This window comes from Pseudomonas syringae (assembly GCF_001698815.1).
Lineage (GTDB): Bacteria > Pseudomonadota > Gammaproteobacteria > Pseudomonadales > Pseudomonadaceae > Aquipseudomonas > Aquipseudomonas syringae_A.
Genome location: NZ_LGSI01000040.1, coordinates 134,402 through 149,468 on the forward strand (window position 1 = coordinate 134,402; position 15,067 = coordinate 149,468).

Below are 15,067 nucleotides of genomic sequence, written 5' to 3' on the forward strand. Positions count from 1 at the left end.
CGTGTACTGAGAGCGCCCTATTTACTCACATCGACTTAAGCGATCTCGCTGACATATGTACCGACATTTTCCAGAATTATCTGCAACGTCTCTTCCACATCCCGCAGCTCATCGGCTGAAGTGGAGTGGTGGATTTCAAATACCTTGTGACCATCCAGCTCGTTGCCGTCTGCCGGATCGATTTCCACCAGCAGGCGTTCGGCACTGAAGGTCACCTTCAGGCTGGAAACGGTGTGCGTCTTGTCGTCACGAATAGTGATTTCCACCTCGTTTTCATCCGGGAAACGGGTCAGGGAAAACAGCTCGCCGTCTTCACTGTGGCAGCAGAGCAGCGCCATATCGTCATATTCGTCGTCGCACGGGTTGACGATGAGGCTGGCGGTGGTGATTTGCATGATGGGTTCCTGAGCTGAGCGTGAATCCAGCGATTTTGCCAGTGTTGCCTGATTTTTGCTGGGTAATTGCGGCGGGCATCCCACACGGCTGCAATCTTTGGAAAATCTTCACTGAATCGTAAATTCATAAGGCGTCTACCTTGGATAAAGTATGCGACCTGAACGTGGAATGGCGGGCCGCATCGAGTTATCCAGCAACTGACAAGACCAGGGAGGTCTTCAATGAAACATTGCATTCAGGGAAGAAAGGTCAGCAGAGCCGCGATGATGTTGAGCATGGTCATTGCCGTTATGGCGGGACAGTTTGCTGGCGCCTCGCCCACGATTGAGACCAGCGACGATGTAATACCACTTTCAGTCTGGAAGACCTGGAAGTTCCTGGGCGGGCTCGATATGTATGCTCCACGGCAACCCGGTGACGTCGTCAAAGTCCGTTTTTTCTCACCCGCGAACGAAGAACTGCATACCTTCTCTTCAACGGTGAGCGAGGACGATAAAGGCAGTAATCGCTGGGCATTGCGCCTGCTGGACCAGATACAAACAGCAAATATCGGCGTGGTCCCCGGCAATCCCAATGTGCACCATGGCGGTCTGGAAAATTATGGCTGGGGCGTGGTAACGCGCTATTTCTACGCGGTCGCTCCAGACAGGTATTCCCGCGCAATCAGTGAGGTCCACCCTGTGGGCGGCGGGGTAACCACACAACCGGCGGATGATGGCGGATCTATAATTTTTGACGCACCGTCCATCGTGAAGAAAGGCGATAACTTCACCTTCCAGGTTGGCGGCGGTGGCGGTACAGAAACTCGAAACGTGGCTGTGAGTATCTTCGATACCGGGACTGACGAGCGTGTAGCGTTGAAGCAGGACATAGTGAGTGGGACGTATGCGCCATTTTTTGACGTGCGCGCGGCGGACAGTTGGGTTGGGCCGCTGACCATGATTGCGACTGTGACTATCAGGGGCGAGCCCTCGAAAAGCTATATGAAAGTCCAGAGTCTCCAGCTCAAGGACGCTGGTAGTCATGATCATGCCTTTCCGGAAGGCGTGGCGGGTTACAAGGCGGGGACGAAAGTGCTTCAGCCAAAAAATCAGCGCGTTTACGAGTGTAAGCCGTTCCCGTACAGCGGCTATTGCATTCAATGGAGCAGCAGCAACACTCAGTTCGAACCGGGAATTGGCAGTCACTGGCAGGAAGCCTGGATCTCGAGGCCGTAACTTCTGCCTGACTGGCGGCAATTCCCGTCCTCTTCCTGAGTCATCATCGCCCACAGCGCTACGAGCCGATGACTGAATATGTCGCAGCCTCGCAAGCAGTCGCCCGCCCGCTGTCGTTAAGCTGGAGGTCATATGAACGGCGGTGGAAAGGTCCTGCGCAACGGGTGGACTTTTCTGACAGCGATTTTCGGCATTTCGATGTGACGAGTCGCGCACCGTAAGCGTTAGTTCTTTAGCTTTACACTCAGCCATGCTTTGCTGTTCTGCCCGTTACCCACGGCAGAGCATGGTCCGCGACCTAACCATCCAGCTTCCTCCTTATAAAAGCCAAAGCGGAGTACCACAGATGGCGTTCTTCACCGCAGCCAGCAAGCCCGACTTCCAGCATCAACTGCAAGCGGCACTGGCGCAGCACATCAGCGAACAGGCACTGCCACAAGTGGCGCTGTTTGCCGAGCAATTCTTCGGCATCATTTCCCTGGATGAACTGACCCAGCGTCGGTTGTCCGACCTCGTCGGTTGCACCCTGTCAGCGTGGCGTCTGCTCGAGCGCTTCGAGCATGCCCAGCCGCTGGTGCGGGTCTATAACCCCGATTACGAACGGCATGGCTGGCAATCGACACATACCGCCGTCGAAGTGCTGCATCACGATCTGCCATTTCTGGTGGACTCGGTGCGTACCGAGCTGAACCGTCGCGGCTACAGCATTCACACCCTGCAGACCACGGTGTTGAGTGTGCGTCGTGGCAGCAAAGGTGAATTGCTGGAGTTGCTGCCCAAGGGCACGACCGGCGAAAACGTGCTGCAAGAATCGCTGATGTATCTGGAGATCGATCGCTGCGCCAACACCAGCGAGCTGAATGTGCTGGCCCGTGAGCTGGAACAAGTGCTGGGTGAAGTGCGGGTTGCGGTAGAAGATTTCGAACCGATGAAAGCCAAGCTCCACGAGCTGCTGGCAGGCATCGATGATGTGCAGTACGGCGTTGATGAAGGTGAAAAGTCCGAGATCAAGGCGTTTCTGCAGTGGCTGGTGAACAACCACTTCACGTTCCTGGGCTACGAAGAATTCCAGGTACGTGGCGAGGCCGATGGTGGCCAGTTGATCTATGACGAATCTTCGTTCCTGGGCCTGACCAAGCGCCTGCGCGCCGGCCTGACCGAAGACGATCTGCACATCGAAGGCTATGCAGTGAACTACCTGCATGAGCCGACGCTGCTGTCGTTCGCCAAGGCTGCCCATCCGAGCCGTGTGCATCGTCCTGCTTACCCGGATTATGTGTCGATCCGGCAGATTGATGCGTCCGGCAAGGTCATCAAGGAATGCCGCTTCATGGGCCTCTACACCTCATCGGTGTATGGCGAGAGCGTTCGGGAAATCCCGTACATCCGCCGCAAGGTCGCAGAAGTTGAACGCCGTTCCGGCTTCGATGCCAAGGCGCATCTGGGCAAGGAACTGGCTCAGGTGGTCGAAGTACTGCCGCGTGACGATCTGTTCCAGACACCGGTGGATGAATTGTTCACCACCGTGATGTCCATCGTGCAGATCCAGGAGCGCAACAAGATTCGTGTGTTCCTGCGCAAGGACCCGTACGGCCGCTTCTGCTATTGCCTGGCTTACGTACCGCGTGACGTGTACTCCACCGAAGTCCGCCAGAAAATCCAGCAAGTGCTGATGGATCGCCTGAAGGCAAGCGACTGCGAATTCTGGACCTTCTTCTCCGAATCCGTGCTGGCGCGTGTGCAATTGATCCTGCGGGTAGACCCGAAGGTCAATCTGAACATCGATCCGGTGCAGCTGGAAAACGAAGTGATTCAGGCCTGCCGTTCGTGGAAAGACGATTACGCCAGCCTGGTCGTGGAAAGCTTCGGCGAAGCCCACGGCACCAATGTTCTGGCGGACTTCCCGAAAGGTTTTCCGGCGGGTTATCGCGAGCGTTTCGCGGCGCATTCGGCTGTGGTCGACATGCAGCACCTGTTGAGCCTGAACGAAACCAATCCGCTGGTGATGAGCTTCTATCAGCCGCTGACCGGTGGTAAACAGCAGCTGCACTGCAAGCTGTATCACGCCGATACGCCGCTGGCGCTGTCCGACGTGCTGCCGATCCTGGAAAACCTGGGCTTGCGTGTATTGGGTGAGTTCCCGTATCGCCTGCATCACAGCAATGGCCGCGAGTTCTGGATTCATGATTTCGCCTTTACCTATGGTGAAGGTCTGAACCTGGATATCCAGCAGCTCAACGACACCTTGCAGGACGCTTTCGTCCACATCGTGCGTGGCGAAGCCGAGAACGATGCGTTCAACCGCCTGGTGCTCACCGCTGGTTTGCCATGGCGTGACGTGGCGTTGCTGCGCGCTTATGCCCGTTATCTGAAACAGATTCGCCTGGGCTTCGACCTGGGTTATATCGCGGCGACCCTGAACAACCACACGGATATCGCCCGTGAACTGACGCGGCTGTTCAAGACCCGCTTCTATCTGGCGCGCAAGCTGGCCGCCGACGATCTGGACGACAAGCAGCAACGTCTGGAACAAGCGATTCTGTCTGCTCTGGACGACGTTCAGGTGCTCAACGAAGACCGCATCCTGCGTCGTTACCTGGACCTGATCAAGGCGACCCAGCGCACCAACTTCTACCAGACCGACGCGAATGGCCAGAACAAGAGCTACTTCAGCTTCAAGTTCAACCCACGGCAGATTCCCGAACTGCCGAAACCGGTGCCCAAGTTCGAGATTTTCGTCTATTCGCCGCGTGTTGAAGGCGTGCATCTGCGCTTCGGTAACGTTGCGCGTGGCGGCCTGCGCTGGTCCGACCGTGAAGAAGACTACCGCACCGAAGTGCTGGGCCTGGTAAAAGCCCAGCAAGTAAAAAACTCGGTGATCGTGCCGGTTGGCGCCAAGGGCGGTTTCCTGCCGCGCCGTCTGCCACTGGGCGGCGGTCGCGACGAAATCCAGGCCGAAGGTATCGCCTGCTATCGCATCTTCATCTCCGGTTTGCTCGATATCACCGACAACCTCAAGGAAGGCACCCTGGTGCCACCGGTCAACGTCGTGCGTCATGACGATGATGACCCGTACCTCGTGGTGGCGGCCGACAAAGGCACGGCGACGTTCTCCGACATCGCCAACGGCATCGCCATCGATTACGGCTTCTGGTTGGGCGATGCATTCGCTTCCGGCGGCTCGGCCGGTTATGACCACAAGAAAATGGGCATCACTGCCAAGGGCGCGTGGGTCGGCGTGCAGCGCCACTTCCGCGAGCGCGGCATCAACGTCCAGCAAGACAATATCAGCGTGATCGGCATCGGCGACATGGCCGGTGACGTGTTCGGCAACGGTTTGCTGATGTCGGATAAATTGCAACTGGTGGCCGCGTTCAACCATTTGCATATCTTCATCGATCCAAACCCGGAACCGGCCAGCAGCTTCGCTGAGCGTCAGCGTCTGTTTGACCTGCCGCGTTCGGCCTGGACCGATTACGACACCAGCATCATGTCCGCTGGCGGCGGTATCTTTCCGCGTAGCCTGAAAAGCATCGCCATCAGTCCCGAGATGAAAGAGCGCTTCGACATCAAGGCCGACAAGCTGACGCCAACCGAGCTGCTCAACGCCTTGCTCAAGGCGCCGGTTGATCTGCTGTGGAACGGCGGCATCGGTACTTACGTCAAATCCAGCTTCGAAACCCACACCGACGTGGGCGACAAGGCCAACGACGCATTGCGGGTCAACGGCAACGAGTTGCGCTGCAAGGTCGTGGGCGAGGGCGGTAACCTGGGCATGACGCAGCTGGGTCGTGTCGAGTTCGGCCTCAATGGCGGCGGTTCCAACACCGACTTCATTGATAACGCCGGTGGCGTTGACTGCTCTGACCACGAAGTGAACATCAAGATCCTGCTCAACGAAGTGGTGCAGGCCGGTGACATGACCGAGAAGCAGCGCAATCAGCTGCTGGAAAGCATGACCGATGAAGTCGGCCATCTGGTGTTGGGCAACAACTACAAACAGACTCAGGCATTGTCGCTGGCGACACGTCGCGCCTACGAGCGCATCGCAGAATACAAGCGCCTGATGAGCGATCTGGAAGCCCGTGGCAAGCTGGATCGCGCCATCGAGTTCCTGCCTGCCGAGGATCAGATCGCCGAACGCGTTGCGGATGGCAAGGGTCTGACCCGTCCGGAGCTGTCGGTATTGATTTCCTACAGCAAGATCGATCTCAAGGAAGCGTTGCTGGAATCCCGTGTTCCGGACGACGATTACCTGGCTTGCGATATGGAAACCGCGTTCCCGCCGTCTCTGGCGGCGAAGTTCTCGGATTCCATGCGTCAGCATCGCCTGAAGCGCGAGATCGTCAGCACCCAGATCGCCAACGACCTGGTCAACCACATGGGCATCACCTTCGTGCAGCGACTCAAAGAGTCCACTGGCATGAGTGCGGCCAACGTGGCGGGCGCTTACGTGATCGTGCGGGACATCTTCCACCTGCCGCACTGGTTCCGTCAGATCGAAGCGCTGGACTACAAGGTTCCTGCTGAAATCCAGCTGGCTTTGATGGACGAGCTGATGCGTCTGGGTCGCCGTGCCACTCGCTGGTTCCTGCGCAGCCGTCGCAATGAACTGGATGCCGGTCGTGACGTGGCGCACTTCGGTCCGCATATCGCGGCGCTGGGTCTGAAACTCGACGAACTGCTGGAAGGCCCGACTCGGGAAGTCTGGCAGATCCGTTATCAGGCTTACGTCGAAGCTGGTGTGCCGGAGCTGCTGGCGCGGATGGTGGCCGGTACTAGCCACTTGTATACCTTGTTGCCGATCATCGAAGCCTCCGACGTCACCGGCCAGAACGCTGCCGATGTGGCCAAGGTTTACTTCGCTGTGGGCAGTGCGCTGGACGTGACCTGGTACCTGCAACAGATCAGCAACCTGCCGGTGGAAAACAACTGGCAGGCGCTGGCCCGTGAAGCTTTCCGTGACGACATCGACTGGCAACAGCGGGCGATCACGGTTTCGGTCCTGCAAATGCCGGACGGCCCAGAAGATGTGGAAGAGCGTCTGACTGTGTGGCTGGAGCAGCACGTGTCTATGGTCGACCGCTGGCGCGCGATGCTGGTGGATATTCGTGCGGCAAGCGGCACGGATTACGCCATGTATGCAGTCGCCAACCGTGAGCTGCTGGACCTGGCCATGAGCGGACAAACCGTCGCGGCTTGATGGTTTGATCAGGTAGTAACGAAAAACCCTGCATCGAGAGATGCGGGGTTTTTTTATTGTTGCGAATAGGGGGTATATCCGTTGCTGCGGTAATGGCTACTTAGGGTTCCGCCCTTACGGCGGGTCACTTTCGAAAAGCGCGAAAGTAACCAAAGCGCTTTTGCCCCACCACTCGGCACCTCGCCTTGGCTCGGTGTGCCGGAACGCAGACCTTGCTCCGTGGGCCGCCGCAATAGGCCATCCCTGGCCCAGTGCGGCTAACCCGGCGTCCTGCCGGGTTGCCCACGGCTCAAGGCCTGCGTTCCGCCAGCGTGGTTTAACGGGGCGCCCAAGATCAAAAGCGAGGCGGCCTGAAAGCCGGCCTGTTTTTTGCGAACTTACCGCGCGGTATGCGTTGGTTTTTCCGGCTGTAACCGACAGCGATGACGTTGTGTATCTGACACTGTGCGGCGCTTTGGCTTTGGCTTTGGCTTTGGCTTTGGCTCTGGCTTTGTTTTTGATCTTGATCTTGATCTTGATCTTAAGCGCCCCGTAAAACCACGCTGGCCGGAATTCGATGTTGATTTGGAGGGTAAACCGGCAGGACGCCGGTTTAGCCGCACTGGGCCAGGGATGGCCCTTTGCGGCGACCCTCCAAATCAATGTCGGATTACGGGCATGCCGAGCCAAAGCGAGGCACCAAGTGGTGGGGCAAGAGCCTTTTGCTTACTTTTGGGCTGTTCAAAAGTGAGGCGCTGTAAAAGCGCAACCCTAAGTGGCCGTTACCGGAGCAACGGATATGCCCTCATAAAAAACCGTCAAGTGACCTGCCGTAAGAGCGGAACCATAGTTTCAGAGCACAAAAATGCTGGATATGTACTCAATCAGGCCCAATAAAAACCCCGTCACCAGGACGGGGTTTTTTTAACGCTGGGTTTCGCTCTTACGCTTGAATGACCGGAATCTTGGCATTCGCTGCGGCTTCGCGGAACTCGGCGATCTGATCGAAGCTCAGGTAGCGGTATACGTCCGCTGCCATGGTGTCGATCTGGTTCGCGTAGCCCATGTACTCTTCGACGGTCGGCAGGCGACCCAGGATTGAAGCAACGGACGCCAGCTCGGCCGAGGCCAGGAAGACATTCGCGCCGTCGCCCAGACGGTTCGGGAAGTTACGGGTCGACGTCGACACTACGGTCGAATTCGGCTCTACCCGTGCCTGGTTACCCATGCACAACGAGCAGCCCGGCATTTCCATGCGCGCGCCAGCCTTGCCGTAGATGCCGTAATAGCCTTCTTCGGTCAGCTGGTGAGCGTCCATCTTGGTCGGCGGCGACAGCCACAGACGGGTCGGCAGTTGCCCTTTGACCTGATCCAGCAACTTGCCCGCAGCGCGGAAGTGGCCAATGTTGGTCATGCAGGAACCGATGAACACTTCGTCAATCTTCTCGCCAGCAACGCTGGACAGCAGACGGGCGTCGTCCGGGTCGTTCGGCGCGCAGAGCACAGGCTCTTTCACGTCAGCCAGGTCGATTTCGATGATTTCGGCGTATTCCGCGTCGGCATCGGCAACCATCAGTTCCGGATTGGCAACCCAGGCTTCCATCGCTTGTGCGCGACGTTCCAGAGTCCGTGCATCGCCGTAGCCTTCGCCGATCATCCAGCGCAGCAGGGTGATGTTGGATTTCAGGTATTCGCTGATGGATTCTTTCGACAGCTTGATGGTGCAACCGGCAGCGGAGCGTTCGGCCGAGGCATCGGACAGTTCAAATGCCTGCTCGATGCTCAGATCGTCCAGGCCTTCGATTTCCAGGATGCGGCCGGAGAAGGCGTTCTTCTTGCCTTTCTTCTCGACGGTCAACAGGCCAGCCTGAATCGCGAAGTAAGGAATGGCGTGAACCAGGTCGCGCAAGGTGATGCCAGGTTGCATCTTGCCTTTGAAGCGCACCAGGATCGATTCCGGCATGTCCAGCGGCATGACACCAGTGGCAGCGGCAAACGCAACCAGACCGGAACCGGCCGGGAACGAAATGCCCATCGGGAAACGGGTGTGGGAGTCACCACCGGTACCGACGGTGTCCGGCAGCAGCATGCGGTTCAGCCAGCTGTGGATGATGCCGTCGCCCGGACGCAGGGAAACGCCGCCGCGGGTCATGATGAAGTCAGGCAGCGTGTGGTGCGTGGTGACGTCGATCGGTTTTGGATAGGCAGCGGTGTGGCAAAACGACTGCATGACCAGATCGGTAGAGAAACCCAGGCACGCCAGGTCTTTCAGTTCGTCGCGGGTCATCGGACCAGTGGTGTCCTGGGAACCGACGGTGGTCATCTTCGGTTCGCAGTACGTGCCTGGACGAACGCCTTTGCCTTCCGGCAGACCGCATGCCTTGCCGACCATTTTCTGCGCCAGGGTGTAACCCTTGTCGCTTTCAGCCGGAGGCTCAGGCAGCTTGAACAGTGTCGATGGTGGCAGACCCAGTTCGGTACGGGCTTTTTCGGTCAGGCCACGGCCGATGATCAGCGGGATACGACCGCCGGCACGAACTTCGTCCAACAGGACCGGCGTCTTCATTTCGAAGGTGGTCAGGACTTCATCGGTGCCGTGTTTGCAGACTTTGCCAGCATGCGGGTACAGGTCGATCACGTCGCCCATGTTCATGTTGGTAACGTCGAATTCGATTGGCAGTGCGCCAGCATCTTCCATGGTGTTGTAGAAGATCGGAGCGATCTTGCTGCCGAAGCAGAAACCGCCAGCACGCTTGTTCGGCACGTAAGGAACGTCGTCGCCGAAGAACCACAGCACCGAGTTGGTCGCGGATTTACGCGAAGAACCGGTACCGACCACGTCGCCAACATAGGCAATCGGGAAGCCCTGGCCGCGCATTTCTTCGATCTGCTTCATCGGACCGATGGAGCCTTGAACATCCGGCACGATACCGTCGCGGGCCATTTTCAGCATGGCGAGGGCGTGCAGCGGGATGTCAGGACGAGACCATGCATCTGGTGCCGGGGACAGGTCGTCGGTGTTGGTTTCGCCGGTCACCTTGAAGACGCGCAGGCTGATCTTGTCGGCCAGGGTCGGACGCTTCTGGAACCACTCGCCATCAGCCCAGGATTGCAGGACTTCCTTGGCTTGAACGTTACCGTTCTTGGCTTTTTCAGCGACGTCATGGAACGCATCGAACATCAGCAGCGTGTGCTTGAGTTCTTTGGCGGCAACCGGTGCGAGGGTAGCGTCGTCCAGCAGGTCGACCAGCGTGACGATGTTGTAGCCGCCCTGCATGGTGCCGAGCAATTCGACAGCGCGTTTTTTGTCGATCAACGGCGAAGTGGCTTCACCCTTGGCCAGGGCAGACAGGAAACCGGCCTTGACGTAGGCAGCTTCGTCAACGCCAGGTGGAACGCGATTGGTGATCAGGTCGACAAGGAAAGCTTCTTCGCCAGCTGGGGGATTCTTCAGCAGCTCGATCAGGCCTGCAGTTTGTTCGGCGTTAAGCGGCTGGGGCACGATACCCTGGGCGGCACGCTCTTCGATGTGTTTACGGTAGGCTTCAAGCACAGTATTACCCTCATCAGTGGTCCCAAATGGGTGTCCGGGACGCTCATCCAGGAATTACCCGATACCTGCACGACGAAACTTTTTGAGTTCCTTGGTCAGGGTAAATCGGCAATTCCTTACAGAAGCTGTTTTCAAAGTTTTACGCCTGCAGGACGGCTGATGAGTGTTGACGAAGGCGCGAAACCTGCGTCAACACCGACTGCGGGGTTAACTTGACTGTGCTCGTGACGCTTTGAAAACAGCTTCCAACGGACATTGGCGCCTTAAAAGGCTCGCTGATTCTACGGGAAAACTTTGCTAAAGGTAAGTTAAGCCCTACACCTTCGGGGGTGACCCCTGTTAGACAAAGGGCTAACATGCGGGCTTGTTTCGCCTGTCGCCGTCCTGTCCGCCATGCCCAATCAAATCATCAAAACGCCCTGCGTAGGCCTCTGCTCCACCGTTTACGGGGATCTGGTCTGTCGTGGCTGCAAGCGTTTTCATCATGAAGTGATCAACTGGAACGGCTATAACGAGGCTGAAAAACGTGCGGTGTGGCTGCGTCTGGAGCAGTTGCTGGTACAGGTCATGACCGCCAAGCTCGAAGTGTTCGACGCCGAAAAACTGCGCTTGCAGCTGGTGCAGCGCAAGATTCGCTTCGTGCCCAACCAGTCCGAGTATTGCTGGGCGTACCAGCTGATCGCACGCGGCGCGCGGGTGATCTCCAATATAGAAGCCTATGGCCTGGCGCTATTGCCGGAATTCCGCGACTGGCCGCTGCCGGATCTGCGCGACGCAATCGATCGGGAGTTTTTTCTGCTTTCCGAAGCCCACTACGAGCGATACATCGCGCCGGGGTTTCTGAAGGATGCGTTTGGTGGGTGATGCTCGTTGGAGCGAGGCTTGCCCGCGAATCGGTTTTTTGATGCGACATCTATAGCGCCTGATACGCAGTCTTCGCGGGCAAGCCTCCAACAGGTTGACCCACGCTTCAACCCTTCACCCAGACCTCTTCCAGATGGCTGACGATTTCCTCGGTCTTGAGCACCAACACGTCGCTTTCCAGTGAATCCAGTACCACTTCGGCGGTGTTGCCGATCAGTGCCCCGGAAATCCCGCTGCGGGCGACGGTGCCGATGATGGTCACGCTTGCACCCAACTGACGGGCGGTGAACGGGATCAGGACGTCGGCCGGCCCTTCGGCGATGTGCAGATGACTGTCGTCGATGTCGAACTCGGTCTGGAACGCCTGACATTGTTCGCGATAGCGCGCTTCGATGGTTTCCTTGAGCTGGAATACCGGGTCGGCCGCCGACAGCATCGGCGACGGATGTGCGGCGATCACGTGCAGCTGGGCCTTGGCCAGGGCCGCGATGTCATAGCCGCGATCAATGATGTCGAAGTGCAGGGCGCGATGCTCGCCGTCAGCGTTACCCACGTCAACCGCCGCCAGGATCACGCCGTTCACCCATGACCTGTCGGTCTTGACCATCAATACCGGGCTCGGGCACTGACGCAGCAGCTTCCAGTCCTCAGGCGTGAGCAGCGCTTTCTTCAATGGATTGTCGGGAAAGTGCTGTTTGATCACCAGCCCGCAGCCTTCAGCCTGCTGCACCTCAATGATGGTTTTGTGCAGGCTCTCATTCCACGCCTGTTCTGCGGTTGCGGTGAAGCCTTCGTCATGCAGGCGCCGTTTGAGTTCGACCAGCCGGGCACTATGCGGATGGTTTTTCCTGTCGCAGATCAGTAAATGCAGATGCGCCTGGGTGACGCCCGCGATCAGCCGCGCTCGTTTGAGCGCCAGGCTGTCAGGATGATCGGGTTCGATGACCACTAGAATGCTGCGAATGGCTTGCATGAATTGGATCTCCCGGCTGCATAAGCACCCGGTAACTATAGTTGCGCTGCCCGGAATCGGGCGTTGATTCAAGTCAATTTCATTTATATCGCGGGAGTTCGACCGGCCTCGTATAATGCCGGGCTTTGCCCATCCAGCCATCCGTGAACTCATGTATCCGATCCCTGAAATAGAAGCCTTCCTGCTTTGCCGCACCCCCGACAGCTGGGTCCAGGCCGCTTTGCGCAATCTGGACATCCTGTTGATCGATCATGCGAACAATGAAAAGAAGGCTGCCGGGGCGGCATTTCAGTTCATGTTCCAGTACAACGACAAATTCGACCTGCTGAGCAAAATGTCCCGGCTGGCCCGCGAAGAACTGCGCCACTTCGAGCAAGTCATCGCCATCATCCGCAAACGCGCGATCCCGCTGGTCAATATCAGCTCCGCCCGTTACGCCGGTTCGTTGCGCAAGCTGGTACGCAATCACAATCCGTACCGCCTGACGGATGCGCTGATTGTCGGCGCGATTGTCGAAGCGCGTTCCTGCGAGCGCTTTGCAGCGTTGGTCCCGCATCTGGATGAGGATCTTGCCAAGTTCTATTCCAGCCTGCTGAAATCCGAGGCACGGCATTTTCAGGATTATCTGAAGTTGGCGCATACCTACGGCGACAAGATGGATGTGGAGGCCAAGATCCAGGAAATTCTGCTCGCCGAACGCGAGTTGATCGAAAGCCCTGATGAAGAGTTTCGCTTCCATAGCGGCGTGCCTGCGCTGGCTTGATTCTTTTCTCTATATAGAAGGCGTCTTCGGACGCCTTTTTTTTTCGCCCAAATAGTAAGCCTGCTAATAAAGGCTTGGCCAATTGCTGCCTAAGCAGTAATATCATGTAACTCTCTGCCTAGGCAGCTACTTTGGTGGATTCATGAAACATTTCAGTCCTGCTGATCTGCATTCCTCAATCATGGGCATGCTGATCGGCCGAACCAATTCGGTTAAGGATCGTTTGCTCGACAAGCATCTGACGCCCTACGGCGTGACGTCTTCGCAGTTCAAGGTGTTGATCATCGTCGCCCGTGGCGGCTTTGATACCCCGGCGGAATTGTCTCGCTGCCTGTCGCTGGACAGCGGCTCAATGACCCGCATGCTCGACCGCCTGGAGCAGAAATCATTGCTGGTTCGCAGCCGTTCGGCGACTGATCGGCGCCAGGTGCATCTGGCGTTGACCGCTGAAGGTCAGGCGCTTTCCGATCGTTTGCCGCAGATCGGCGCCGACGCCCTGAATGACCTGCTCGGTGTACTGGAGGCCGAGGAGGTCGCCAGCCTGGAGCGCATTCTGACCAAGATCCTGGTGAGCGCTGATGATCACACCACCATTACTCGTCTGAGTTTTAAAGACACAGGTGCAACATGAGTCGCACGATTTTGCAGGCGCGCCATAGCCTGTTGTTGCTTGCCCTGAGCCTTGCCGGCTGCGCCAATTACAGCGGTCTGGTGACCGAGGGTAAAAGCCTCGACGCCAAGACCCTGCACAGCGAACGCAATCTGCAAGACATCACCCTCTCACCCGCTGCATGGCCCAAGCGCGATTGGTGGAAAAACCTCGGCGATCCGCAACTTGACGGCTTGATCAGCGAAGCCCTGCGCGACAGCCCGGACATGCAGGTCGCCAGCGCGCGCACTCATCAGGCGATGGCCACTGCTTATGCCGCCGATGCCGCGCGCATGCCGACCGTTGATGCCGACGCCAGCATCAGCCGTTCGCGCCTGGCCAAGGATCAGGACCCGAGCGGTGTGGGAGGGCGCTACAGCACGTTGCGCAGCATGGCGATCAATTTCAATTACAACTTCGACCTTTGGGGCGGCCAGCGTGCCGCTTGGGAAGCGGCGCTGGGTCAGGCCCGAGCAGCCGAAGTCGATCAGCAGGCTGCGCAGCTGACGTTGGCCGCCGATGTGGCGCGCGCCTACAGCGATCTGGGTCAGGCTTACGTGGTTCGCGATCTGGCCAGCGAAGACCTCAAACGCACCCGGCAGCTGCTCGATCTGGGCAGCCGGCGCCTGCAATCCGGGATCGACAGCCAGTATCAATACCAGCAGACCGAAAGCCTGGAGGCGAACTCCCAGGAACAGCTGATCGACGCCGACAAGCGTCTGCGCAGCGCGAAAATCGCCCTGGCGGTGTTGCTCGGCAAAGGCCCGGACCGTGGCGAGGATCTCTTTCGGCCCAAGGTGCTCAAGCCTGCTGTGGTGGCGTTGCCGTCGTCGTTGCCCGCTGAACTGTTGGGCCGTCGCCCGGACATCGTTGCCGCGCGTTGGCGAGTCGAAGCGGCGAGCAAGAACATCGTGGCCGGCAAGACCAATTTCTACCCGAACCTCAACCTCAGCGCTGCGGCGGGCACCGAGTCGTTGCTGGGTGATGCGCTGTTCGGCTCGGCCAGTCGCTTCTTTAATATTGCCCCGACCATTTCCCTGCCGCTGTTCGACGGCGGCCGACTGCGCGCCGACCTCGATGCGCGGGATGCCGATTACGACCTGGCCGTGGCGCAATACAACAAAAGCCTGATTCGGGCCTTGGGCGACGTCAGCGACAACATTGGTCAGCTGCGCGCCATGGATGGCCAGATCCAGGCGCGGCAGCACGCCACCGATGTCATCCAGCAGTCGTTCGACACCGTAACCCAGCGTTACGGCTCGGGTATCGGCAATTACCTGGATGTGCTGACCATCGAACAGCAATTGCTGCAATCGCAACGCCAACTGGCTGATCTCAACGCCGAACGAATCGATTTGTCGATCCAGTTGATGCAGGCCCTGGGCGGTGGTTTCGAGGGGCAAGGTCCTTCGGAATCTACCGATCCGGCCACTTCGCCAACTGCTTCGCTGACTAACTCAAGGTAATTGT

General features: G+C 58.1%; 9 protein-coding genes. 6 read left to right on the forward strand and 3 right to left on the reverse strand.

From position 1 onward, the window contains the following. Positions 1-35: 35 nt before the first annotated feature. On the reverse strand, positions 36-395 hold the full coding sequence (locus tag AFK24_RS12010; protein WP_065833441.1) for a hypothetical protein: 360 nt from the start codon (positions 393-395) through the stop codon (positions 36-38). A gap of 222 nt (positions 396-617) precedes the next feature. On the opposite strand from AFK24_RS12010, the gene AFK24_RS12015 reads away from it, so the two are divergent. Continuing rightward, complete coding sequence (locus AFK24_RS12015; RefSeq protein WP_065833442.1) at positions 618-1,613, forward strand: hypothetical protein; 996 nt, start codon at positions 618-620, stop codon at positions 1,611-1,613. Positions 1,614-1,959: 346 nt separating this feature from the next. Next, positions 1,960-6,816 carry an NAD-glutamate dehydrogenase gene (locus AFK24_RS12020; RefSeq protein ID WP_065833443.1) on the forward strand — a complete coding sequence of 1,619 codons (4,857 nt, stop codon included), beginning with the start codon at positions 1,960-1,962 and terminating at the stop codon, positions 6,814-6,816. A 922-nt stretch (positions 6,817-7,738) separates the two neighbouring features. Here AFK24_RS12020 and acnB read toward each other — a convergent pair. Further along, the gene (gene acnB / locus AFK24_RS12025; protein WP_065833444.1) at positions 7,739-10,348 is read right to left on the reverse strand and encodes a bifunctional aconitate hydratase 2/2-methylisocitrate dehydratase; all 2,610 of its coding nucleotides are present in this window, start codon (positions 10,346-10,348) and stop codon (positions 7,739-7,741) included. 393 nt (positions 10,349-10,741) lie between these two features. Between acnB and AFK24_RS12030 the strand changes: the two genes are divergently transcribed. Beyond that, positions 10,742-11,212: a DUF1289 domain-containing protein gene (locus AFK24_RS12030; protein WP_020288799.1), complete on the forward strand. Its 471-nt coding sequence runs from the start codon at positions 10,742-10,744 to the stop codon at positions 11,210-11,212. Positions 11,213-11,318: 106 nt separating this feature from the next. On the opposite strand, the gene AFK24_RS12035 is transcribed toward AFK24_RS12030, so the two are convergent. After that, a complete protein-coding gene (locus AFK24_RS12035; RefSeq protein WP_065833445.1) occupies positions 11,319-12,185 on the reverse strand; it encodes a universal stress protein in 867 nt (288 codons plus the stop codon). A gap of 151 nt (positions 12,186-12,336) precedes the next feature. Here AFK24_RS12035 and AFK24_RS12040 point away from each other — a divergent pair, with 151 nt between their 5' ends. The 3 genes from AFK24_RS12040 to AFK24_RS12050 all read left to right on the forward strand — a co-directional run bounded on the left by AFK24_RS12040 (position 12,337) and on the right by AFK24_RS12050 (position 15,063). Then, positions 12,337-12,948 carry a tRNA-(ms[2]io[6]A)-hydroxylase gene (locus AFK24_RS12040; protein WP_065833533.1) on the forward strand — a complete coding sequence of 204 codons (612 nt, stop codon included), beginning with the start codon at positions 12,337-12,339 and terminating at the stop codon, positions 12,946-12,948. A gap of 142 nt (positions 12,949-13,090) precedes the next feature. Beyond that, on the forward strand, positions 13,091-13,579 hold the full coding sequence (locus AFK24_RS12045) for a MarR family winged helix-turn-helix transcriptional regulator (protein ID WP_065833446.1): 489 nt from the start codon (positions 13,091-13,093) through the stop codon (positions 13,577-13,579). Further along, positions 13,576-15,063, forward strand: coding sequence for an efflux transporter outer membrane subunit (locus tag AFK24_RS12050; protein WP_065833447.1), 1,488 nt, complete (start codon positions 13,576-13,578; stop codon positions 15,061-15,063). The genes AFK24_RS12045 and AFK24_RS12050 overlap by 4 nt, the downstream gene beginning before the upstream one ends. The last annotated feature ends 4 nt before the right edge of the window (positions 15,064-15,067 follow it).